A 22,424-nucleotide genomic window follows, 5' to 3' on the forward strand; every position below is an offset into this window, starting at 1 on the left:
ACAACCATACGTCTTGTTTAATCTTTGAAGAAGAGCTGCAAATCGAACTTTTGCAGAATGGTTAACATAACACTTTAAGCAGCGTCCAAAATCATTGGAATTCCGAAATGTCTTAAATGCCAGGAAACTTTCGAATCAAAAATCTTCTTAAACGTCGAATAAGCTATATTTTCGCAGACCCAATAAGCCCCACAAACCAAAACCCGGAGAGCTCCGATGGCGGGCTGAAAAACAGACCTATGGACATAGAGCTGTTCGTGCGTTCGAAACTGCCGATAGTCAATCTGTCATTAAGAGCGCTTACGAAGCACCCACCTCCGGAGATCCAAAAGGCCAAAGCCTCTTGGTCTGTTTTTGGTGACTTTTTGCAGAAACAAAAAGTTACCCCCAGCGGGGAGCGCGCAGCTCCCATCTAAACCTCTCATAGTCTATCTCATAGTTGTTAAATGTATCAAATCCCCACAAAAACAGAAAATCCCCCTTCCCAAAGGGAAGGGGGCGGCGAATAGCGTCTTTCAAAGCTCCCCTTCGGTGGGAGAAAGCTCTTCTCCCAGCTCCGAAACGGCTTTTTTATATTCCTCATAGCTCATGAGGGCGTTTAGCACCTCGGTAAGGCCCTTCGTGTTCAGATGCTCGGGCAGATCCAGCCGGAGAAGCAGCTCCCGCCGCTTCTCCCCGCTCATTCTCCCGCCGGAGAACCCGTCTGCGTATAAGTCCGCCCGGGTGATTTCCCGTCCCCGCTCTTCCCGCGGAGGCGCCTCGCCGAAGGTGGCCCCCGCCGCTTTCAGCGCCCGGAGAAGAACGCCGCTCTCCATGCCCTCCACGCCCAGCTTGCCCTCCCGGCCCGCCCGGCGCTTTCTCCGTTCCTTGCCGGAAATATCCGGGATGTAGGCGTGCTTCACCCTGTCGGCAGGGAGCGCACCTTTCAGATAGTTCCGGATGACGAAGCCCGCCCCGTCACTGTCGGTGAGGACGATGATCCCCCGGGATTGGGCCAGCTTCCGTAAAAGCCCCAGTTTCTCCTCGTCGGAAAAAATCCCGAAACCGGAGGTTTCGATAATGGTGGCGTCCACCAGCTGCCGAAGAGTGTTCTTGTCGTACCGACCCTCCACCACGATGACCTCGCTTACTCGGATCACGCCTCCGCCTCCTTCTGGGCCAGGCGCAGAATCAGCAGCTTGAGGATATCCTCACTGTCCCCGAAAGAGCTCTTCATGGCCAGATCCGCCTCACAGCACAGGCGCACCGCTTTCCGGCACCAGGGCGTGGAAAACCGCCCTGCCGAGCGGAGAAGAAGCTGGGCCGGATAGGAAGAGCGCATTCCCCACAGCTCCATGAGCTTCGACGCGTCCCTTCCCGTGTCAAGGGCGAGCCTCGCCGAATACAGCTGCCGCATCTGCCGCCCGATCACCGCCAGCAGGCGCACGGGCGGCTCCTGCATTTTGAGAAGCGTCCCCAGGATGCCCGCCGCCTTGTCGAAATCCCGCTCGGCCATGGCGTCGGTCATCTGAAAGGCGACCGCGTCCAGCACCGGGGTGGCCACAGCGTCGATATCCTCTTTGGTGATCGTCCTGCCCTTGGCGTATGCGCCCACCTTTTCGATTTCGGAAACCAGTCCGGTCATAAGCCCTCCGCACAGAAAGATGAGATATTCCGCCCTTTTGCCGTCGATCTCCTTGTCCATGGCTTTGAAGCGGCGGCGGATCCAGGACACCAGGTCGCTTTGCTCCTGCCGCGAGAACTGAACCGTTTCGCCTTTCTCCCGGATGGTTTTTGTAAGCTTCAGCCGGGCGTCCGGTTTATATTCCAAAGTATCGTAGAGAAAGACCAGGCAGCAGGTGTCCGGCAGATCGGATAAAAACGCCGCCAGCTCCTCCTTCTGCTCCCCCGCCTTGAAAAGATCGTAGTCGCTCACCGTGACGAAGGTCTTTCCCGCTCCCATGGGAAAGGTGTCCACCGCCTCATTCAGCTCCCGGAGGGTGAGGTTCTTCCCCTGGAGCCTGCGGAAGTTGAATTCCTCCATGCCCGGCTCCACCAGGGCCTTTTTCATCTCGCCCAGACAAAAGTCCCGGAGATAGTCCTCTTCCCCGTAAAATACGTAAAGCTTTCCGATGTCCCCGTCGCTTACGGCCCTTCTCAGCCTCCTGTACCCAGCCTGGTCCGCCCCTGTTTTCGCCATGGAAATCCCCTCCTTTCCGCATTTTTTCAGGCTCGAACCGAGATCAGCTCTCTCCCGCATTTACCGTCACGGTGCCCATCGTGTCCGTCCGGAAGATCCGCACCTGGTGCCGGGAGAGACGCTCCAGAGTCTCCTCCGCGGGATGCCCGTAGCTGTTCCGTCCAACCGATATGATTGCGATCTCCGGGTCCGTCTCCGATAAAAGATCGTCGCCGGTGGAATTCTTGGAGCCGTGGTGCCCCGCCACCAGTACCTCGATGTCCGGGAGCGTTTTGTTCCGCAGGAGCCTTTCCTCCGTGCTTATGCTCATATCCCCGGTGATGAGCACGTCAAAGCTCCCGGCGGAGCACAAAACGGCCAGTCCCGCCTCGTTGTCCGAGCCTCCCGATAAAGGTGCGAATACCGTCGCCTCCGCGTTCCCGAACCGGAGTATCGTGTCCTCGGTGACAAAAAGGACCTCCGTCCCCGCCTCTTCCGCCAAAGACAGAATCTCTTCCCGGACACCCGCGTCGTCATACGTGTCCGGCACCAGCAGCCGGGTTACTTCCATCCGGGAGAGCAAAACGGGAAGTCCGTTCACGTGGTCTGAATCGTAATGGGTCAGCACCAGCAGGTCCAGCCTGCTCCGGCCCATGGAGGCAAGCCGCTCCGCCGCCGTGTCCCCCGGGTCGTCCGGACTGTTTCCCCCGCAGTCCACCAGCATGCAGGTTCCCCTGGAGGTAAACAGGATGCTCTCTCCCTGCCCCACGTCCAGGGCGGAAACCGTGAGCTCCGTGCTCCCCGCCTGAACGGACGGAAGCAGGACGGCAAGACACAGCCCCACGGCCGCGGCGGAGCCGAACAAGAGCAGCCCCCGTTTCCTGACTCTGCCCAGAATGCACAGTCCCAGTGTCAGATAAACGTAAACCAGCCATACTCTCACATATACGCTCACGGTATAGACCGCCGCGAAGGGAAACTTAGCAAGGCGCGGAATGAGAAACAGCAGGTAGTCCGTTCCCAAAGACACGATAAAAGCCAGATAGGTTCCCAGGGGAAGCCAGATAAGGCCGGCAAGAGTCGCGATGAGCCCTCCCACAAAGACAAAGGAGACCGCCCAAAGGCAAAGAAAGTTGGCAATGGGCGCCACCAGAGAGACGGTGTCGAAATAGACGGCGACCAGCGGGGTGGTGAAAGCCATGGCTCCCAGGGTACTGGAAACGCTGGCTGCCAGAAACCGGACGGCCTTTCTCTTAAGGCCCTTTTCCCGCTCCTTCTTCCCCTCTATGGCCAGATAGATTTTCGGAGAAAAGAGCGCGATGCCGGCGATGGCGGCGAAGGAGAGCTGAAGCCCGATCCCCGCCGCCGCGAAGGGATTCTGCAGCAGGATCAGCAGCAGGGCGAAGGAAAGGGTGGTGGGCGGGTCCTCCTCTCGCCCCAGCGCGGGTGCCAGAAGGATCATGATTTGCATGATCCCCGCCCGCGCCACGGAGGGGGTGTTCCCCACCACGGCCATGAAAAGCAGAATCAGCGGAATGGCAAAGAGCGCCGCCCGCCGCCGTCTGCGTGAAATCAGCAGGATAAAACCCACCAGGGCGGCGATGTGCATGCCGGAGACCGCCACCGTGTGGGACAGTCCCGAAACCGAGAGGGCCGAGGAGAAGGGATCGGAAAGCTCTCCCCTGTCCCCCAGGAGAAGCGCCTTCATAAAGGGAGCCTCGGCTTCCCCGAATATGGCCCCCATGGTCCCGCCCAGCTTTTTTGCCATCACCGCGGGATAATATCGGATCGGTATGGAATCCGCCGGAAGGATCGTCGCCTCCCCCTTCTGGTAGGCCAGGAGGAACACTCCCCGGGAGGTGAAGGTGGTAACATCCGTATCGTCAATCAAAAAGGAGACGGAAAGCCTGGCGTTGGTCTCGATCCTATCCCCCGGCTGGATCTCTAAAAGACTCTCGTCTCCGTAGAGAACGGTCCGGATTTTCCCACTCCCTTCCCCCAGGAGCAGCACCGTTATCTTTGAGCCGTAGCCCGTCTTCTGGGCGTAGTCCGCGGCCTCGGCGGTGATTTCCTTCACCTGCCCGTCCAAAGCCCGGGCCGGCTCCTGAAAAATCCGGGCGTAGAGCGTATTGTACCCCAGCCCGGCAAAAAATCCCGCCAGCAGAAGGATGGTCCGAAGCCGCCGACCCTCTTGTTTCATGAAAAAGGAGACGGCTCCGGCGGCGAGGCCGAGCAGAAGCGGAACCATCCCGCCGAAATATTGGGCGAGAAAAACCGCAGCGGAAAAGGAAAAGGCAAATATCGCCAGCTTCCGCATGGTTTCCTCTCACCCCCCATTTTAGAAAAAGGGAATCTCATCGGGATATGAGATTCCCTCGGCTTATCGTTCCGCCTTTGGCCTGTATCAGCCCGGAGGCCAGCTCATGTCGCGGCCGGCCAGCACGTGAAAATGCAGATGAGGAACGCTCTGTCCGCCCTGCTCTCCCACGTTGGTCACCACCCGGAACCCCTGGGCAAACCCCTCCCGGGCGGCGATGGCCGCGATCACCTCGAAAATATGCGCGACGATCCCGGCATTTTCCGGCCCCAGCTCCGCGGCGGAGGCGATGTGCGCCTTGGGAAGCACCAGAAAGTGCACCGGCGCCTTGGGATCGATGTCCCGGAAGGCATAAATCGTCTCGTCCTCATATACCTTCGCGGAGGGGATCTCCCCTGCTATGATTTTGCAGAACAGGCAGTCTTCCATGTCCTTGCCCTCCTTCGCAAATTCTCCGCCAAGCCTCCGAAATCGTTTCCCGGCAGAGTCGTTTTACTTCTTGATTCCCGCCTGTACGAACTCTTCCACCGCGGAAAGGGCCTTTTCCATCAGGGCGGGATCCTTGCCGCCGCCCATTGCGATGTCCGGCTTGCCTCCGCCGCTTCCGCCGGCGAGCTTCGTCACCGTCCGGATGAGGTCGCCGGCCTTGATGCCGGACTCCACCGCTTTTTTGCCGCAGACAGCCAGGAAGGTGAGCTTGTCCTCCCCCCTGGAGGCGAGAACGGCGACGATCCCATCCTCTTTGTCCCGCAGAAAATCTCCCATCTTCCGGAGCGTATCCGCATCCACCTGGGAAAGTCCCGCGGTCAATACCTTAAGCTCTCCCACCGGCTTTGCGGAGGAAAGAAGCTCTTCGGCCTTTCCCAGGGTCTGCTTCGCCTGCTGCCGCTCCAGCTGGCGGCGAAGCTCCCGGAGCTCTTCCGTCTGCTGTGCCGCCCGGACGGGCAGGTCCGCGGGCGTGGATTTCAGAAGCTCGGCGGCCTGCTTGAGAATCTCCTCATCGTGCTCCACCGACTCGATGGATGCAACCCCCACCGTGGCCTCGATCCGGCGGACGCCGGAAGCCACGGAGAATTCCGATCCGATGCGGAACAGCCCCGCCTTGGCGGTGTTGTCCAGATGGGTGCCGCCGCACAGCTCCGTGGAATAGTCCCCCATGCGTACAACGCGCACGACGTCGCCGTACTTTTCTCCGAACAGGGCCATGGCCCCCAGTTTTTTCGCCTCCGCGATGGGCATCTCGTCCACCCGGACGGGCATTCCCGCGAGAATCGCCCGGTTGACCTCCCGCTCGATGGTGTGAAGCTCCCCGGGGGTGACGGCCGAAAAATGGGTAAAGTCGAACCGCAGGACATCCGGCTGAACCAGAGATCCCGCCTGCTCCACGTGGGTGCCCAGCACCGAGCGCAGCGCCTTTTGAAGAAGGTGGGTCGAAGAGTGCGCGCGCATGATTGCCCGGCGGCGCTCGGCGTCGATTTTTGCCGTCACCGCCTCGTCCACCCGGATCTGTCCCTGTATTACCTTGCCGCTGTGCATGTATTTTCCGTCTTTGGACTTGTGGACGTCGCTCACCTCAAAGACCATGTCTCCGGCACAAATGGTTCCGGTGTCCGCCGTCTGTCCGCCCATTTCCGCGTAAAACGGCGTCCGGTCCAGCACCACCACGGCGCTCTCTCCCGTGTACGCGGTGCTCCGCAGCTCGTTTTCCGCCGCGATGGCCAGCACCTTCGCCGGGCTTTCAAATTCCGTGTACCCGGTGAATTCCGTTTTCAGATCCTTGTCCAGGCCCAGATCCAGGCCCACCCAGGCAAAGTCCCCCAGAGCCGCCGTTGCCGCCCTGGCCCGGGCCTTCTGCTCGTCCATGAGCTTGTCGAACCCTTCCCGGTCCGCGCTCATGCCCTGCTCTTCCAGGATCTCCACCGTCAGGTCGATGGGGAATCCGTAGGTATCGTACAGCCGGAAGGCGTCGGCTCCGTTTAAAACCGCGCTCCTATGCTTTTTTTCATCCTCTATCATGTCCAGCAGAATCTTGAGTCCCGCGTCGATGGTCTGGCTGAACCGCTCTTCCTCCGCCCGAATGATCCGTGTGATGTAGTCCCGCTTTTCCTCCAGCTCGGGGTAGGCTCCCCGGCTCTCCCGGATAACGGTCCCGGCCACCTCGTAAAGGAAGGGGCGGGTAACGCCCAGAAGCCTTCCGTGCCGGGCCGCGCGCCGCAGCAGCCGGCGCAGAACATAGCCTCTTCCCTCGTTGGAGGGAAGCACGCCGTCGCACACCATCATGGTGGTGGAGCGGATATGGTCGGTGATCACCCGCAGGGACACGTCCTTATTGTCGCTCTGTCCGTAGACAGCCCCCGTGATTTCGGAGACATGAGCGGTAATGTTCCGGATGGTGTCCACGTCGAAGAGGGAGTAAACGTTCTGCATGATGCAGGCAAGGCGCTCCAGACCCATGCCTGTGTCGATGTTCTTCTGCTTTAAGGGGGTGTAGTTCCCGTTCCCGTCGTTGTTAAACTGGGTGAAAACCAGGTTCCAGAATTCCACATACCGGTCGCAGTCGCAGCCCACGAAGCACTCCGGCCTGTCGCAGCCGTATTTCTCGCCCCGGTCGAAGTAGATCTCCGAGCAGGGTCCGCAGGGTCCGGCCCCGATCTCCCAGAAGTTGTCCTCCTTGCCCAGGCGCACCATATGGGACGGCTTGACACCGACTTCCTTTGTCCAGATGTCGTAGGCTTCGTCGTCGTCCTGATAAACCGACACGTAAAGCTTGTCCGTGGGAATCTCCAGCACCTGGGTGATGAACTCCCAGGCCCACGCCGTCGCCTCCCGCTTGAAATAATCCCCGAAGGAGAAATTGCCCAGCATTTCGAAGAAGGTGCCGTGCCGCGCGGTTTTGCCCACCCGCTCGATATCCGGCGTGCGGATGCATTTCTGGCAGGTGGTCATCCGTTTCCGCGGAGGCGTCACCTCACCGGAAAAATAGGGCTTTAAAGGAGCCATTCCGGAGTTAATCAGCAGCAGGCTGCTGTCCCCCTGGGGCACCAGGGGAAACGACGGATGGCGCAGATGGCCCTTGCTCTCGAAGAAGGTAAGGAATTTTTCTCTCAGTTCGTTCAGTCCCAGTTGTTCCATTGGCAAAAAGGCCTCCGTACTATAAAATCCCGGCGGAACGGCCGGCAGAAAATACGCAGAATGATTGTATACCTGTTTACTCCGGCCTGTCAATATCCGGCCCCCGGCGCCGCAGGATAGCTCCCGGCGGGGCCGCCTGGGGAAGACGCATCCGGAAGGGCATTTTCGGATGGGGCGTTGAAAAGATCCTCTCTCCGGCCTCGTCCTTTATCTCATCGGCTGTAAAGGAAATAGGCTTCACTCCGGGTGAGAGGAGCTCCAGGAGGTCTCCCTCAAAAATCCGGTTTCGCTGGGACAGAACCGCGTTCCCGTTTTCATCGCAGTTTTCCACCACCGCGGCCATGTCCCATCTGCGGATATAGCCGGAGCTCTCCCTGTACTGCCCGTCCTCTGGCGGGCCGAAATAAAAGCCGGTAAAATACGGCCGGTGGCTCACCTTTTCGACTTCCTCCAGCCAGACGGGGTCCACGGCCCGTCCCACCGCCGCGGCGTCCGCCGCCATGCGGTAGGCCTGGGTGATCACCGCCGCATAGTAGGCGGTCTTCATCCTTCCTTCGATCTTGAGGCTGGAAACCCCGGCGCGGAGGAGCTCCGGGATGTGCTCGATCATGCACAGATCCCGGGAGTTGAGGATATGGGTCCCCTCCCCGTCTTCAAAAACCGGGAAATATTCTCCCGGCCGCTTTTCCTCCATCAGGGTGTACCGGTAGCGGCAGGGCTGGGCGCATGCCCCCCGGTTGGCGTCTCTTCCCGTGAGATAGTTGGAAAGGACACACCTTCCGGAAAAGGAAACGCACACCGATCCGTGAACGAAGACCTCCAGTTCCAGCTCCGTCGGCGCCTTTTCCCGGATTTCGGCGATCTCTTTAAGGCTCAGCTCCCTGGCCAGGATCACCCGTTTGGCTCCCAGCTCGTAAAAAGCCCGGGCGCTCTCGTAATTGACGATTCCGGCCTGGGTGCTGATGTGGAGCTGCAGACCCGGGGCATGCCGCCCGGCAAGACGGAGTACCCCCAGGTCGGCCACGATGGCGGCGTCCGCCCCCATGGCGCAAAGCTCCTGAAAGTACTCCGGAAGGGCCTCCAGTTCCCCGTTTCTGGGAAGGGTGTTCACCGTCACGTAGGCGCGGGCCCCCTGCCGGTGGCAAAAGGCCACGGCCCGCCGCAGCTCGTCGGGTCCGAAATTCCCAGCGGCAGAGCGCATGCCGTACTCCCGCCCCGCCAGGTAAACGGCGTCGGCCCCGTATAAAAGCGCGGCCTCCAGCCTTTCCAAGTCCCCCGCGGGAGACAGCAGCTCTGGCCTATCCATTGGACAGGGAGTTTTTATAATTCACAAACTCCTGGTAGGTCTTGAAGAAGTGGTGGACACCGTCTTTCCCAAGAATATAGAAATAGTAGCTGGTGCTGGCCGGTTTCAGCGCCGCCTTGATGGAGGCGAGGCCGGGGTTTGCGATGGGTCCCGCGGGCAGGCCTTGGTACAGGTAGGTGTTGTAAGGGCTGTCGATCTTCAGATCCTCCTCCGTAAGCTGTTCCTTGCGTTCCGGAAGGGCGTACTGTACCGTTGCGTCGATTTGAAGATAAGGATAGGAACTGCTCCTCAGTCGGTTATAAATCACCGATGCGATCTTGGCTCTCTCCTCGTCGTTGGCCGCCTCTTTCTCAATCAGGGAGGCGATGATGACGATCTGGTGTTTGGAGTAACCCGTGTCCCCGACTTGGGCGCTCAGATCCTCGTCGAATTTCTTGCTGAAGTTCTTCAGCAGACGGTTGATGGCGTTTTCCGGGGATTCTCCCAGATAAAACTCGTAGGTGTCCGGGAAGAGGTATCCCTCCAGCCGTGTCGCGTCTCCCAGGGGAAGGTCCTTGAGAAAATCGTAGTCAAAGTCGTGGTTCGCCGCCGTATCCATGAGATCCTGGTAGTCGTTGACGCCTTTTTCCTCCAGGAGCTCAAAGGTCTGCTTGATAGTATAGCCCTCTGGGATGGTGACCGATACGGTCATCCGGCTGGCGGAGCGGCTCCCCATGGCGGTGACGATGGCCCGGTAATCCATGTCGGTGTTCAGTTCGTAGGAGCCCTCCGAAATCTTGCTATCCGCGTGGGAAACGGCTCCGTAGAAGAGGAACAGCCCCCTAAACTCGATGATCCCCGCTTTTTTCAGTTTGGTGGCCACGGTGCCCAAAGAGTCGCTCTCCCCTATCTCCACCACCGCCGTCAGCTCTTTTTTGTTCAGCGCCAGCACGTCATTGGCGCCGATCCATCCCAGAGCGGCCAGCAGCGCGGAGACACAGAGCACAAATACGATGTAAAGAGCCGGGTTTCCGAACAGTCCGCGGCTCCGGCGGCGGGGTTTTCTTCCGCCGTCTCTCGCGCTGCGTCCGGAATCGGAGGGTCTGCGGCCTCCCCGGTTGGATTTTTTGAATCTTTCCTCACCAGACATTTGTTTTCTCCGTTCTTTTTTAAAAAAAATTGAGAATTTCCCGCCGGACATGTTGCCCATGGCTCCGGCCCTACATAAGATGGCCCAGACAGCGATCAAGAGAGGTGATAAACATGTGCTTTGGCAATAACAGCTGCTTTTTCATCCTGATCATCCTGTGCGTCCTGTGCTGCTGCTGCGGCGGTTTCGGAAATAATTTCGATCCCGGCTTCAATGGCTGCAATTGCAACTGCAACTGTGGAAACAACTGAAAAAGCACGGTTCGGCGTAGGAACAACAAAAGCGCATGGGTGCGTATAAGATGCCGTGCGGATCCGGCTTGTGGATATTCCGCCGTTTTATGCGCGCCCGGGCAATTCACCCTCGGATCCCGGGCCGGATGGTTTCCTTTTCCGTAATCACCGCGTCCACCCTGCGGTCGTGCTCCAGCCTGACCAGACGCTCCCGGAGAAAAATCCCCCTGCACAGGCCAGCTGAAAAAGCGGAGCTTTTTTGAAGATACCGGTCGTAATATCCCCCGCCCCGTCCCAGACGGAACCCCTCTCTGTCAAAGCAGAGGGCGGGGACCAGAATAAAATCCATGGCGTCCGGAGGAAGGTTTGGCGATTGCTGTCCCGGCTCCAGTATGCCGAAGCGGCCCGGCCGCAGTTCTTCCGGAGAACAAATGAGCCTTGCCTCCATTTCTCCGCCCCCCCGGCACAGGGGAACGGCCGCCCGCTTCCCCGCCGCCAGCAGTTCCGGGATCAGCATCGCGGTATTCGGCTCGGCGCCGGTACCCACATAGAGAAAGACGACGGAAGCCTCCCGGAATTCCCGAAGCTCCCGGAGCCGGGCAAAAAGCTCCCCGTCGCTGCGCTCTCGGGTTTTGTCGTCTATCTTTTCCTGCTCAAAAACAAGCCGCCTGCGCAGGACGGCTTTTTCTTTTTCAGTCGCGTCGTGCACCGCCCGATGTCACTCCTTTTTCCTTCACCAGGGCATAGATCTCCTCGTGAATATCCTCCGGAGTCCTGAGGATAGCGCCCGGCGCGCATTCGATCCGCACCCAGCCGCAGTAGGCGGCCGCCTGGAGAGCGGCCTGCCTGCACCGGGCGAGGTATCCCTCGTCCAGCTCGTGGATGTCTCCCTTGGTGCCCGTTGCCCGCTCGCGGCTGCGCAGCATGGAAACCGCCGCCTCGGTGGGCATATCGAGAAAAAGTACCAGATCTGGCCTGGGCAGTTCCAGCAGCCGGTATTCAAAATCAAAAAGCCACCGGAAGAATTCTTCCCGCTCGCCGGCGTCCGCCTTTGCTCCCTGGTGCACCGCGTTGGAAGTGGTGTACCGGTCGGCCAGCACCAGCCCGCCCTTCCGGTAGTATTCCCCCCAGACCTTTTTATAGGAGGCATACCGGTCCACCGCGTAAAAGGTGGAGGCGGCGTAGGCGTTCACGTCCGACGGGTGTTTCCCGAATTCTCCGTTTAAATACATCCGCAGCAGGGCGGAAGAAGGTTCCGAATACTGCGGAAATATGAGTTTCTGAAATTCTGTTTTCTCCTCCTCCAGCCGCCGGCACAGCCGTGCGAACTGGGTGGATTTTCCCGAACCGTCGGTCCCCTCGAAAACGATTAGCTTACCTGCCATGCGGCCTTCTCCTCCGTCACCGGTCGTTTCCCCGTCCCCCCGCGATTACCGCCAGCAGGAACAGTGGGAGCTTCGCCATGCGCCCGATGCGCCTGGGTTCTTTTAAAAGGCGGTAGAACCATTCCAGGCCCAGCCGGATCATGAACTCCGGCGCCCGGGAGGCCTCTCCCGCGAATACGTCCAGAGACCCTCCCAGCCCCACGAGAAGGCTCGCCTGAAGAGCGTTTCGGTTTTTGCGCATCCAGAGCTCCTGCTTCGGAGCGCCCAGGCATACGAAAACCGCCTGCGCGCCGCTTTCGTTGATCCGCGCGACAACGGGTCCGTCGTCCTTAAAATATCCGTCAGCCGTGCCGGCGATGATCAGGCCGGGATTGGCGGTTCGGAGGGCCTCGGCCGCCCTTTCCGCGATACCGGGCTTTGCCCCCAGAAGAAACAGGCTCCTGCCCTCTTCGGCCAGGACCGCCGTCAGCCGTACGGCGAAATCGATTCCCGCCGTCTTGCCCTTCAGCGGCCGGCCCAGAATCCTGGAAGCGTAGACGATGCCGATTCCGTCCGGCAGCACCAGATCCGCCCCGTTCACGGCTTCTGCCAGGGCTCTGTCCGTCCTGCACATATATACGATCTCCGGATTGGGCGTGACCACGCAGTGACTCCCGCCCTCGGCGAGAAATCCCCGGGCGGCGGATACCGCCTCGTCCAGAGTCACGTTGTCGAATCCCACGTCCAGTATTCCGATCCTCAAGCTTCCGCCCCCGTGCGCTTCCCCGCAGCATCCTTGCCGGGCGCGCGCTGTCTTTATAATTTGTCAAGACATTTTACCATATACCGCCCGGAATGTCCATGGACATTCGCCGAAAACAAAACCGGGCAAAAAAACTTCGTCCTGCCTGTTGACAAAACGGGCCTCCGTCCTGTATAATGCACTTTAACAGCACAAAGTGTAAAAGTGATGACCAGGAAGCAGTAGAAACGAAATCGGCCCACAGAGAGTTCCCGGACGGTGCGAGGGGCGGGCGCGGCGTTTTGAATTCACCCTGCGAGCTGCCCATACGAGGGGGTCTCCCAAGGATGGTGCCGGAGCTTCGTCCGTTATCGCGAGAGGGTATGCTTTTTGTATACCCGTCAAGGCCGGCGCCGCGAGGCGGCGGCAAACCGAGGTGGTACCACGGGCATGGATCTCGTCCTCCGATTGTTTCGGAGGGCGTTTTTGTTTTGCATGGCAAATCGGTTCATTCCATCTGCCGCTCGGGCAGCTGCCTGAGAGCATCGCCGCGGTCCTCGGTTCCCTTTTGGTAGTTTGAATTTGGGTAAAGAAATGAAGGAGGAAAAGAAATGAAAAAGACATCCCGGCTCTTAGCGCTCTCTCTTGCTCTGGCCATGGTGCTGGCCCTGGCGGGCTGCACCTCCGGCGGAAGCACCGCCACGGCCACCCCCACCGCCACCCCCGCGCCCACGGAACAGGCAAGCTTCTCCGTTGGCATCATTCAGTACGTGGAGCACGCCGCCCTGGATGCTTCCCGGGAGGGCTTCGTACAGGCTCTGGCGGACAACGGCTATGTGGAAGGTCAGAACCTGACCCTGGACCTGCAGAACGCCCAGGCCGACCAGAATAACCTCAAGACCATCAGCCAGCGCTTTGTCAACAACAAGGTGGACCTGATCCTTGCCATAGCCACCCCCGCGGCCCAGGCCATGGCTTCCGAAACCACCGAGATCCCGATTCTGGGCACCGCTATCACCGACTACGTGGCTGCCAAGCTCGTCGACTCCAACGAGGCCCCCGGGGGCAACGTCTCCGGCACCACCGATATGAACCCCGTCAAGGAACAGATCGACCTGCTGGTCAAGCTGGTGCCCGATGTTAAAACCGTTGGAATCCTTTATACCTCCAGCGAAGACAACTCCGTGGTTCAGGCCAACATGGTCAAGGAAGCCTGCGAGGCTCTGAACCTCGCCGTGGAGGAGGCCACCGTCACCTCCGTCAACGACGTGCAGCAGGCGGCCCAGTCTTTGGTGGGCAAAGTGGACGCTATCTACATCCCCACGGATAACATCCTGGCCTCCGCCATGCCTGTTGTCTCCACCGTGACCAACGAAGCCAAGATCCCCACCATCTGCGGCGAATCCAACATGGTACTGGCCGGCGGCCTTGCCACCCTTGGCATCAACTACTATAACCTGGGCTACCAGACCGGCGAGATGGCTGTCCGCCTCTTCAAGGGCGAGGCAAAAATCTCCGAGATGCCCATCGAGTCTCTCACCAACTATGATTTCACCATCAACGGCGAAGTGGCCAAGACCATCGGCGTCACCATTCCCGAGGATCTGCAGCAGTATGTCGTAAATCCCTCCTGACGGGGAAACCGGAAATTTCAGCCGGAATATAGACCTAAAACGCCCGGGCCGTGAGGTCCGGGCGTTTTTCCGGCAGTTCTTTCCGTCTCTTTTACTCTTTGCACCGGCAGAGAAAACGGTTGACATTCCGCCTGCAAACCGATATAATGCTAAGCAAATGTAAAAGCGATGATCGGGAGCAAGTAGGTGCGGCGCGCCCCTTTCAGAGAGTTTCCGGCCGGTGCGAGGAAACGGGGGAACCGCGCGGAATTCGTCCCGTACGCTGCGCGCTGAATGCCTTTGGGCAAGTAGGCTGCCGCCGGTCTCCGTCCGTTATCGCGGCAGGGCAGTTCTGCCCGCTGAGGTTGCCGCCGCAAGACGGCGACAAACCGAGGTGGTACCACGGGTATCTGGCGCCCGTCCTCTGATGGATTGTTGGGGGGACGGGTGTTTTCATTTGCCCGGGCGCTTCGGTTTCCTCCGGGTTTTTATTTCCGTTATCCACGCGGCGGTGGCGCCGCCATGAGGGGCCGGATAGATTCCGGTATGCATTGAAAAGGGTTGGGTGGAGCGAAATGATTCTGATTCTGCAGGGCGCCGTCTCTTTGGGCCTTCTTTGGGCCGTGATGACCATCGGCGTATTCATTACATACCGCATTCTGGACTATGCCGACCTCACCGTGGAGGGAAGCATAACCACGGGTGCATCTGTGGCTGCGACTCTCATCTCCGGCGGATGGAATCCCTATGCGGCCACCTTCTTGGCCATGATAAGCGGTATGGTGGCGGGCCTGGCTACGGGGCTCCTGCATACCAAGCTGAAAATCCCGCCGCTTCTTTCCGGTATCCTCAGTATGATCGCTCTGTACTCCATCAATCTTCGGATCATGGGAAAGGCAAACATCTCCCTTTTGAAAACCGATACGATTTACACTCCCTTCATCAACCTGGGCCTCGGCAGCCGCAATGCGGTGATTTTATTCGGCCTGATCTGCGTTGTTATCCTGATTGCGCTGCTGTATTGGTTTTTCGGTACGGAAATCGGATGCGCCATCCGGGCCACGGGCAACAACCCCAACATGATCCGGGCTCAGGGAGTCAACACCGACAGCACCAAGATCCTGGGGCTGGTCATCAGCAACGGCCTGGTGGCTCTGGCCGGCGCCCTCATCGCCCAGTATCAGAGCTTTTCCGACGTGGGCATGGGGATCGGCTCCATCGTCATCGGCCTTGCCTCCGTCATCATCGGCGAGGTTCTCTTCGGGACCCGCAACTTCCTGAATACTCTGATTTCTCTTGTCCTGGGCGCCATCACCTACCGGGTTATCATCGCCCTGGTTCTGGAAATGGGTATGCGGCCCACCGACCTGCGTCTCTTCACAGCCATCACCGTAACCGTCGCCCTTTCTCTCCCCCTGTTCCGCGGATATCTGAATACCTTTATCCGATCCGCGAAGAATGAGAAAGGAGGTGCTTGACATGCTTACCGTAACGAACCTCCGCAAGACCTTCAACGCCGGCACCATCAATGAAAAAACCGCCCTGGACGGCGTCAGCCTCCAGCTGGAGGAGGGAGATTTCGTCACCGTCATCGGCGGCAACGGCTCCGGCAAGTCCACCCTTCTCAATTGCGTCGCCGGGGTTCACTATGTGGACAGCGGCACAATTATGATTGACGGCGTCAACGTGACCAAACTTCCCGAATACCGCCGTGCCCGTCTTCTTGGCCGCGTCTTTCAGGACCCCATGATGGGCACTGCAGCCAACATGGGTATCGAGGAAAATCTGGCTCTGGCTTATCGCCGGGGGCAGCGGCGCGGCCTCGGCTGGGGCATCTCCAACAAGGAGCGGGAGCTCTACCAAAAGCTCCTCAAACCCCTGGACCTGGGCCTGGAAAACCGGCTTTCCGCCAAGGTTGGCCTTCTCTCCGGCGGCCAGCGCCAGGCCCTCACTCTGTTAATGGCGACATTGAAGAAACCCAAGCTGCTTCTTCTGGATGAACACACGGCCGCCCTGGACCCTAAAACGGCCGCAACGGTTCTGGATATGAGCGAGCGCATCGTCCGGGAAAATAACCTCACCACCATGATGGTGACCCACAACATGCGCGACGCCATCCGCCACGGCAACCGCCTTATCATGATGTACGAGGGAAAGGTCGTCGTGGACATTTCCGGCGAGGAAAAAAAATGCCTCAAGGTGGACGATCTCCTGGCCAAGTTCCAGCAGGTCAGCGGTGACGACGAGGTCAACGACCGCATGCTTCTGTCGTAAAATAAAAGCGCAGCCGCAAGGCTGCGTTTTTGCGCTTTAATAATAGAATTTCCGGTCTTGCAGAGCTTTCGCCGCAGGCAAAAAATTTTGATCCGTGTGCACCGGAGCATGCGCCTGGGGAGTCCGCCGCTGTCTGCGGCTTAGTATCTGTGAGGGGCTGTGTCCCCCCGGGATGTTTCATACCTGGGACAGAATTTCCCCGATCTTCCCTTCCATTATGTAGTCCGCGCCGCTGTCGCTGAGGGTGGGCGTCTTGTTGATGATCACCAGCTTATCGCCGGAATAATACCGGATGAGGCCCGCCGCGGGGTACACCACCAGAGAAGTTCCCCCCACGATGAGAAGGTCCGCCTTGGAAATCGCCCTAGCCGCTTTGTTCATCACTTCCCCGTCCAGCACCTCCTCGTATAGCACCACGTCGGGCCGCACCATTCCGCCGCAGGCGCATCGGGGGACTATATCCGGCGAGCGGAGCACATAGTCGAGATCGTATTTCTTCCCGCACCTGACGCAGTAGTTCCGGTGCACCGAACCGTGCAGCTCATACACGTTGCGGCTTCCCGCCGCCTGATGGAGCCCGTCGATGTTCTGGGTCACCACCGCGCTGAGCTTTCCCTCCCGCTCCCACTGGGCAAGCTTCAGATGGGCCGCGTTGGGCCTGGCGTCGGTAAAAATCATCTTTTCCCTGTAAAAACGGAAGAATTCCTCCGGACGGTTTTCAAAAAAGGTGTGGCTCAGCATGACCTCCGGCGGATAGGCGTACTTCTGGCTGTACAGGCCGTCCACGCTGCGGAAATCCGGAATGCCGCTCTCGGTGGAGACCCCCGCTCCCCCGAAAAAGACGATATTCCCGCTGGACTCCACCAGCTCGCGGAGTACTTTCACCGTGTTTTCCAACTGGATCCCTCCTGACTTTGATGCGAAAGAGGCAGTGCCGTGAACATTCAGATTTTCGGTTCCTCCAAATCCTTCGACAGCAAAAAAGCCGAGCGCTGGTTCAAAGAGCGCGGCATCCGTTATCAGTATATCGACCTTCCCCGCTATGGCATGAGCCGCCGGGAGCTGGAAAGTGTCCGGGTCAAAGTGGGCCTGGAGGAGCTGATAAACCGCAAGTCCCGGGAATACGAGGAACTTTTTATCCAGTATATCACACCCGGGGCCGCGGAGGAAAAGATTTTTGAAAACCCGGGGCTGCTGAATGTCCCCATCGTCCGCAACGGACGGGAAGCCACTGTGGGGTATCGTCCCGAAATTTGGAACACCTGGTATTGAGTCCCTGATTAGTATTCCAGTTTGCAGGATATCCGTCGCTTCCTGCAATTTTCCGGCGCCGTTGTTCATGAGCCGCTTTAAATGCTTTTATTGCATTCGAGGCGGTTTTTCCATGCCGCGCAGAAGGCTTTCCCATTCTCTCGTTTCTTCTTCCAGCTGCATTTGCCGTTTCTTCTTCATTTGCAATTTCTACAATTTTCGACATTCATTTTCCAGGGATATGTTTCCTTTTTCCACGTTGGCCAATATGGTGGTTCGATATTACATATATGATATTAATACTATAAAATAATTGCATAAAACTGAGTTTGTTCATAAATATGAGCATGATTGTTAAAAAATAATCATTGAATTTCCTCCTATTTTATTTACATATCATATATCCTGTGCTACACTTTCTATAACCGCAGAGGAGGGGGTGAATATCCGTTTGCAAGGCATAGCGTGTGTCTTGCATTTTTTCTATCTGAAAATGATCGTATATAAAGGAGGAAGGAAAATCATCCTGCACAGTTTCCAATCGGTCGACAGTCCTTAGGCATACGGCCGTTTGCGGGATATCAGCGGGGTCGGTGCCCCTGTTGCAAATGCAAGACGGCTGGCAAAATGGGTGACGGCGGAAATTCACTGAAGCAGAAATTCCGTTTATGGATGATGGGTCCTGAATATGGTTTCTATCAAATCATGCAACCTTTGGCTACACTAATTGGATAGAAAGAAGGAATAATGGTGTTTAAGAAATTTACCAATGGATGCGTAAATTTGGTAAATAAATATCTGCCGGATGCATTCCTGTTCGCCATCGTTTTGACAATTATTGTTTTCCTTGCCGGCATGGGAATTACCCAGCAGACCCCCATGGCTATGGTAAAGCATTGGGGCACCGGGTTCTGGTCTTTGCTTTCCTTCTCCATGCAGATGGTCCTGGTCCTTGTTCTCGGTACCGCCATGGCTAAAGCGCCGGTATTTGAGCGTCTTCTCACAGCCATCGCCATGAGCGCGAAAACCCCGGGCCGCGCCGTCGTGATCACCGCCGTCGTCGCCACCGTTGCCTGCTGGCTCAACTGGGGCTTCGGGCTGATCATCGGTGTTCTGATCGCGAAAGAAATGGCAAAGCGGGTTAAGGGCGTGGATTACCGGCTTCTCATCGCCACAGGATACGCCGGCATGATCGTGTGGCACGGCGGAATTTCCGGTTCGATTCCGCTGCAGATCGCCAGCGGTTCAGCGGAGAGTCTCGCGCAGCAGACCGCCGGGGCCCTTACGGCGCAGGTCCCGACTTCCGAAACAATCTTCGCTCCTTTCAATCTGATTATCTGCCTTTTGTTTTTGATCTTCCTTCCTTTGGTAGCCCATGCGATGATGCCCACAAAGGAAAATACCGTCACGGTGGATCCGCGGATTTTCGAAGAACCCCCCGCGCCTCCCGCCCACAAGTTTACGCCGGCGGAGAATTTCGAGCGCAACAGAGTAATGTGGATTATTACGCTCGCTCTGGGTTACATATACATCGTTTATAATCTGGTAACCACAAACTTCAATCTCGGTCTGAACATCGTCAACATGATTTTCCTCTTCGTCGGCCTGACCCTTCACGGGAACCTGCGGCGGTACATCGACGCACTGATGGCTTCCGCTTCCACGGCAGGCGGAATCATCCTGCAGTTCCCCTTCTACGCCGGCATCATGGGCATGATGACGGGAGTCAGCGCAGCCACGGGCACTTCTCTCGCCCAGGTGATCTCCAACGCCTTCGTCAGTATAGCGACGCCTGTCACCTTCCCGCTGTTCACCTACCTGAGCGCGGGCATCGTAAACCTCTTTGTCCCGTCCGGCGGCGGCCAATGGGCGGTCCAGGGCCCGATTATGATGCCGGCCGGCGTTGCCCTTGGAGTCAAGCCGGCGGTCACGGCCATGGGCATCGCCTGGGGCGATGCCTGGACCAATATGATTCAGCCTTTCTGGGCTCTTCCCGCTCTGGGCATCGCGGGACTGAGCGCAAGGGACATCATGGGCTACTGCGTAATCGTTCTCATCATGGGCGGCATCATCACCTCCGCCGTTTTTCTTCTCTTCGGCGGCATGGGCTGGTTCTGATCCTCGTCTTCCCGCTAAAAACACTTGTGCATAGAATAAAACATCTTATCGTCTCAGACATAGGAGCCGTCACCGGGAAGCAAAGCGGCCTAACCGGCTGTTTTGCTTCCCTTTCCCGCCTGTTTCGCAACCGCCTGTCCTCCCCGTATCTGATAAATAATAAAATCCCTGTTTTCTAAAAGAAAACAGGGATCAGCCTGTAGAAAAAGCCTCGCAGAGTTTCGCCGCCGGAGCGGCGAAAAAAAATCAGATCATTTTCGGGCGCGGCGTGCACGTGCCCGAAAATACTTCTCAGGCTGCAAGCGTCAAACCGTCCCCGCCTGCGGCGGACGGCGAGGCGCGCGGCAGGCTGCAAGCCTTTTTGCCGAAAAAGGCGTTCCGCCTTTTTCGGCAAGCTAAAATCCCTGTTTTCTAAAAGAAAACAGGGATTTTATTATCGTTGTTTTACGGGTTCATGGTGTAGTTGGGCGCTTCCTTGGTGATATAGATGTCGTGGGGATGGCTTTCCCGGAGTCCCGCGCTGGTGATCCGGATAAACCGGGTCTCGGTCTGGAGGCTGGGGATATCCTTCGTCCCGCAGTAGCCCATACCGGAGCGCAGACCTCCCATGAGCTGGAATACGGTCTCGGAAACCAGTCCCTTATAGGGTACGCGGCCCTCCACCCCCTCGGGCACCAGCTTGGTGCTCTCCTCCTGGAAGTAGCGGTCCCGGCTTCCCCTGGCCATGGCCGAGAGGGAACCCATTCCCCGGTAGACCTTGAACTTTCTGCCCTGGTAGACCTCGCTCTCGCCGGGGCTCTCCTCGCACCCGGCCAGCAGCGACCCGATCATCACGACGCTTGCTCCCGCCGCCAGGGCCTTGACGATGTCGCCGGAATATTTGATGCCTCCGTCCGCGATCACCGGAACGCCCCGTTTGGAGGCGGCCGCCGCCGCGTCGCAGATGGCCGTGATCTGGGGCACGCCGATACCGGCCACCACCCGCGTCGTGCAGATGGATCCCGGGCCGATGCCCACCTTCACACAGTCCGCTCCCGAGTCGATGAGGGCCTTCGCCCCTTCTTCGGTGGCCACGTTTCCTGCGATGACGGGCAGGTCCGGATAGGCCGCCTTGACCTTTTCCAGGCACTTGAGAATATTGCGGGAATGCCCATGGGCAGAGTCCAGCGCCACCGCATCCGCTCCCGCCGCCGCCAGCGCGGCCACCCGGTCCAGCACGTCCGCCGTGGCTCCGATGGCGGCGCCCACCAGTAGCCTGCCCTTTTCGTCTCTGGCGGAATTGGGGTACATGACGGCCTTTTCAATGTCCTTGATGGTGATAAGTCCCTTGAGCATGAAGTTTTCGTCCACGATGGGGAGCTTTTCCACCTTGTGCCGCCGCAGGATCTCCTTTGCCTCGGCAAGGGTGGTGCCCTCCCTGGCGGTGACCAGGTTGTCCCGGGTCATCACGTCGTCGATGATACGCTCCATGTCTTCCTCGAACTTCATGTCCCGGTTGGTAATGATGCCGATGAGCTTCCCTCCGTCCACGATGGGAACGCCCGAGATCCGGTATTTCCGCATGAGCTCGTCGGCCTCGGAAAGCTTGTGGCCCGGCCCTAAATAAAAAGGATTGGTGATCACCCCGTTTTCTGAGCGCTTCACCAGGTCCACCTGCTCGGCCTGCTCGGCGATGCTCATATTTTTGTGGATGATTCCAATCCCGCCCTCACGGGCCACGGCAATCGCCATGCGGTATTCCGTCACGGTATCCATGGCGGAGCTCATAAGAGGAATATTGAGCCGTATTTTTGAAGTCAGACAGGTTGTCAGGTTGATATCCCCGGGGAGCACGCTGCTCTCCGCCGGGACCAACAGTACGTCGTCAAATGTGAGACCTTCCTTGCCGAATCTGTCCTTTGCCTCTGGTTTAATCATATTCCGCACCCTCCCCAATCCGTTGCTGAATGCTTCCCTGTTAAGCCCTGTCTTTGAATATTTTATCTATTTTACTCTGCGGCGCCCACCGTGTCAACCTCCGAAATCGGATTTCCCTCCTCGAATATTTTCCTGCTGATGGAGGTGAACATGTCCTCGGCCATCGTGTAAACCTGCTTCAGTCGGACCGGATTAAAAGGAGTGGGAACGTCGGTGGGATACCGGGTCTCGATATAAAACCGGTTCAGAGCCGCGCTCTCGTCCATATACTCCGTAAAGCCCTCGTCCTGCCTGGCCGCCTGCCTGCACAGATAGGTCAGGTTATGCCCGTCGAAATGCCTGCCGGTGGTAAACAGGAGATACCCCTTCAGCGCCTTTTCGATGGCCTGCTGGCAGTGAAAGGCCGCGTTCCTCCAGTCCCCGTCGTAAGCCATGAGGATTCGGGCGGAATGCAGGTCTGACTGGGCTCTGTCCAGCCATGCGTAATAGCGCTTGCTGTCGCTGCGTCCTCCGGAATTCCGATACGACATCTAGTCCTCCTTCCCCGCTTCGGAAGGCCGGGCCTCCGAAGCGTCGTAGAGGATGGTTCCCCTTTCCAGGATCCGCGAGGCATAGCTCTGGGGATCTTCCAGGAGGCACTCCCATTCGTCGGGCGTATAAACAATGATGTCGAAGGAGACCTCGCTGTCGATTTTCAGGTACAGCTTTTTTTCGACGGCCTGCTTATCCGCGGTGTCCAGCACCAGGCAGAATTTGGCCTCCCCCGTTTTTCCGGAGGAAACCACCTTTTTTTCCCCGTACAGGATGATCTTTTCCGGGTGGCTGATAGCAATGATTTCATCCCGGATCCGCACGAGTTCGTTCATCGCC

At 58.2% G+C, this 22,424-nt stretch carries 19 protein-coding genes and 1 other annotated feature; of the genes, 5 read left to right on the forward strand and 14 right to left on the reverse strand.

The genetic code is table 11. The features are described 5' to 3' along the window. Positions 1-515: 515 nt before the first annotated feature. The 10 genes from B9A13_RS03785 to B9A13_RS03830 form a co-directional block, all read right to left on the reverse strand. Positions 516-1,139: a ribonuclease M5 gene (locus B9A13_RS03785; protein ID WP_084233726.1), complete on the reverse strand. Its 624-nt coding sequence runs from the start codon at positions 1,137-1,139 to the stop codon at positions 516-518. Further along, positions 1,136-2,179, reverse strand: a complete 1,044-nt coding sequence (gene holA, locus B9A13_RS03790; RefSeq protein WP_084233727.1) for a DNA polymerase III subunit delta — start codon at positions 2,177-2,179, stop codon at positions 1,136-1,138. The genes B9A13_RS03785 and holA overlap by 4 nt, the downstream gene beginning before the upstream one ends. A 43-nt stretch (positions 2,180-2,222) precedes the next feature. After that, positions 2,223-4,475, reverse strand: a complete 2,253-nt coding sequence (locus B9A13_RS03795; RefSeq protein WP_084233728.1) for a DNA internalization-related competence protein ComEC/Rec2 — start codon at positions 4,473-4,475, stop codon at positions 2,223-2,225. An 87-nt stretch (positions 4,476-4,562) separates the two neighbouring features. Then, complete coding sequence (locus tag B9A13_RS03800; protein ID WP_084233729.1) at positions 4,563-4,904, reverse strand: histidine triad nucleotide-binding protein; 342 nt, start codon at positions 4,902-4,904, stop codon at positions 4,563-4,565. 63 nt (positions 4,905-4,967) lie between these two features. Continuing rightward, positions 4,968-7,607, reverse strand: coding sequence for an alanine--tRNA ligase (gene alaS, locus B9A13_RS03805; protein WP_084233730.1), 2,640 nt, complete (start codon positions 7,605-7,607; stop codon positions 4,968-4,970). A 76-nt stretch (positions 7,608-7,683) separates the two neighbouring features. Next, positions 7,684-8,913, reverse strand: a complete 1,230-nt coding sequence (locus B9A13_RS03810; RefSeq protein ID WP_084233731.1) for a peptidase U32 family protein — start codon at positions 8,911-8,913, stop codon at positions 7,684-7,686. Next, positions 8,906-10,042 carry an endolytic transglycosylase MltG gene (mltG, locus tag B9A13_RS03815; protein ID WP_084233931.1) on the reverse strand — a complete coding sequence of 379 codons (1,137 nt, stop codon included), beginning with the start codon at positions 10,040-10,042 and terminating at the stop codon, positions 8,906-8,908. Before mltG ends, B9A13_RS03810 begins: the two co-directional genes overlap by 8 nt. A 357-nt stretch (positions 10,043-10,399) precedes the next feature. Further along, positions 10,400-10,984, reverse strand: a complete 585-nt coding sequence (locus B9A13_RS03820; RefSeq protein WP_084233732.1) for a 5-formyltetrahydrofolate cyclo-ligase — start codon at positions 10,982-10,984, stop codon at positions 10,400-10,402. Further along, complete coding sequence (locus B9A13_RS03825; RefSeq protein WP_084233733.1) at positions 10,968-11,660, reverse strand: dTMP kinase; 693 nt, start codon at positions 11,658-11,660, stop codon at positions 10,968-10,970. The genes B9A13_RS03820 and B9A13_RS03825 overlap by 17 nt, the downstream gene beginning before the upstream one ends. Positions 11,661-11,676: 16 nt before the next feature. Further along, entirely contained in the window at positions 11,677-12,402 is a 726-nt protein-coding gene (locus B9A13_RS03830; protein WP_084233734.1) for a WecB/TagA/CpsF family glycosyltransferase, read from the reverse strand. Between the two features lie 590 nt (positions 12,403-12,992). Between B9A13_RS03830 and B9A13_RS03835 the strand changes: the two genes are divergently transcribed. The 3 genes from B9A13_RS03835 to B9A13_RS03845 all read left to right on the forward strand — a co-directional run bounded on the left by B9A13_RS03835 (position 12,993) and on the right by B9A13_RS03845 (position 16,268). Continuing rightward, positions 12,993-14,015, forward strand: a complete 1,023-nt coding sequence (locus tag B9A13_RS03835; protein WP_084233735.1) for an ABC transporter substrate-binding protein — start codon at positions 12,993-12,995, stop codon at positions 14,013-14,015. 159 nt (positions 14,016-14,174) lie between these two features. Further along, positions 14,175-14,422, forward strand: a binding site (T-box leader). A gap of 147 nt (positions 14,423-14,569) precedes the next feature. Next, the gene (locus B9A13_RS03840) at positions 14,570-15,472 is read left to right on the forward strand and encodes an ABC transporter permease (protein WP_084233736.1); all 903 of its coding nucleotides are present in this window, start codon (positions 14,570-14,572) and stop codon (positions 15,470-15,472) included. A gap of 1 nt (position 15,473) precedes the next feature. After that, positions 15,474-16,268: an ABC transporter ATP-binding protein gene (locus B9A13_RS03845; RefSeq protein ID WP_084233737.1), complete on the forward strand. Its 795-nt coding sequence runs from the start codon at positions 15,474-15,476 to the stop codon at positions 16,266-16,268. A gap of 177 nt (positions 16,269-16,445) precedes the next feature. Here B9A13_RS03845 and B9A13_RS03850 read toward each other — a convergent pair whose 3' ends face one another. Further along, positions 16,446-17,171, reverse strand: a complete 726-nt coding sequence (locus B9A13_RS03850) for an NAD-dependent protein deacylase (RefSeq protein ID WP_423241259.1) — start codon at positions 17,169-17,171, stop codon at positions 16,446-16,448. Positions 17,172-17,204: 33 nt separating this feature from the next. Here B9A13_RS03850 and B9A13_RS03855 point away from each other — a divergent pair, with 33 nt between their 5' ends. Together B9A13_RS03855 and B9A13_RS03860 are read left to right on the forward strand one after the other, a co-directional pair. After that, the gene (locus B9A13_RS03855) at positions 17,205-17,540 is read left to right on the forward strand and encodes an arsenate reductase family protein (RefSeq protein ID WP_084233739.1); all 336 of its coding nucleotides are present in this window, start codon (positions 17,205-17,207) and stop codon (positions 17,538-17,540) included. Positions 17,541-18,266: 726 nt separating this feature from the next. Then, complete coding sequence (locus tag B9A13_RS03860) at positions 18,267-19,637, forward strand: short-chain fatty acid transporter (RefSeq protein WP_341456014.1); 1,371 nt, start codon at positions 18,267-18,269, stop codon at positions 19,635-19,637. 444 nt (positions 19,638-20,081) lie between these two features. Here the strand turns inward: B9A13_RS03860 and guaB are convergent, their stop codons facing one another. From guaB to B9A13_RS03880, 3 genes are all read right to left on the reverse strand, one after another. After that, positions 20,082-21,554, reverse strand: coding sequence for an IMP dehydrogenase (guaB, locus tag B9A13_RS03870; protein WP_084233741.1), 1,473 nt, complete (start codon positions 21,552-21,554; stop codon positions 20,082-20,084). Positions 21,555-21,625: 71 nt separating this feature from the next. Next, positions 21,626-22,084, reverse strand: a complete 459-nt coding sequence (locus tag B9A13_RS03875) for a HEPN domain-containing protein (protein WP_084233742.1) — start codon at positions 22,082-22,084, stop codon at positions 21,626-21,628. Then, the gene (locus tag B9A13_RS03880; protein WP_084233743.1) at positions 22,085-22,420 is read right to left on the reverse strand and encodes a hypothetical protein; all 336 of its coding nucleotides are present in this window, start codon (positions 22,418-22,420) and stop codon (positions 22,085-22,087) included. It abuts the gene before it with no gap. Positions 22,421-22,424: the final 4 nt, after the last annotated feature.

The sequence above is a fragment of the Papillibacter cinnamivorans DSM 12816 genome (assembly GCF_900176335.1).
In the GTDB taxonomy this organism is placed as follows: Bacteria; Bacillota; Clostridia; order Oscillospirales; family Oscillospiraceae; genus Papillibacter; species Papillibacter cinnamivorans.

Excerpts from the sequence above, each read along its gene's own strand:
- holA (WP_084233727.1), bottom strand. The coding sequence starts at position 2,179 with ATGGCGAAAACAGGGGCGGACCAGGCTGGGTACAGGAGGCTGAGAAGG.
- B9A13_RS03795 (WP_084233728.1), bottom strand. The coding sequence starts at position 4,475 with ATGCGGAAGCTGGCGATATTTGCCTTTTCCTTTTCCGCTGCGGTTTTT.
- B9A13_RS03800 (WP_084233729.1), bottom strand. The coding sequence starts at position 4,904 with ATGGAAGACTGCCTGTTCTGCAAAATCATAGCAGGGGAGATCCCCTCC.
- alaS (WP_084233730.1), bottom strand. The coding sequence starts at position 7,607 with ATGGAACAACTGGGACTGAACGAACTGAGAGAAAAATTCCTTACCTTC.
- B9A13_RS03810 (WP_084233731.1), bottom strand. The coding sequence starts at position 8,913 with ATGGATAGGCCAGAGCTGCTGTCTCCCGCGGGGGACTTGGAAAGGCTG.
- mltG (WP_084233931.1), bottom strand. The coding sequence starts at position 10,042 with ATGTCTGGTGAGGAAAGATTCAAAAAATCCAACCGGGGAGGCCGCAGA.
- B9A13_RS03825 (WP_084233733.1), bottom strand. The coding sequence starts at position 11,660 with ATGGCAGGTAAGCTAATCGTTTTCGAGGGGACCGACGGTTCGGGAAAA.
- B9A13_RS03835 (WP_084233735.1), top strand. The coding sequence starts at position 12,993 with ATGAAAAAGACATCCCGGCTCTTAGCGCTCTCTCTTGCTCTGGCCATG.
- B9A13_RS03840 (WP_084233736.1), top strand. The coding sequence starts at position 14,570 with ATGATTCTGATTCTGCAGGGCGCCGTCTCTTTGGGCCTTCTTTGGGCC.
- B9A13_RS03845 (WP_084233737.1), top strand. The coding sequence starts at position 15,474 with ATGCTTACCGTAACGAACCTCCGCAAGACCTTCAACGCCGGCACCATC.
- B9A13_RS03860 (WP_341456014.1), top strand. The coding sequence starts at position 18,267 with ATGGTGTTTAAGAAATTTACCAATGGATGCGTAAATTTGGTAAATAAA.
- guaB (WP_084233741.1), bottom strand. The coding sequence starts at position 21,554 with ATGATTAAACCAGAGGCAAAGGACAGATTCGGCAAGGAAGGTCTCACA.
- B9A13_RS03875 (WP_084233742.1), bottom strand. The coding sequence starts at position 22,084 with ATGTCGTATCGGAATTCCGGAGGACGCAGCGACAGCAAGCGCTATTAC.
- B9A13_RS03880 (WP_084233743.1), bottom strand. The coding sequence starts at position 22,420 with ATGAACGAACTCGTGCGGATCCGGGATGAAATCATTGCTATCAGCCAC.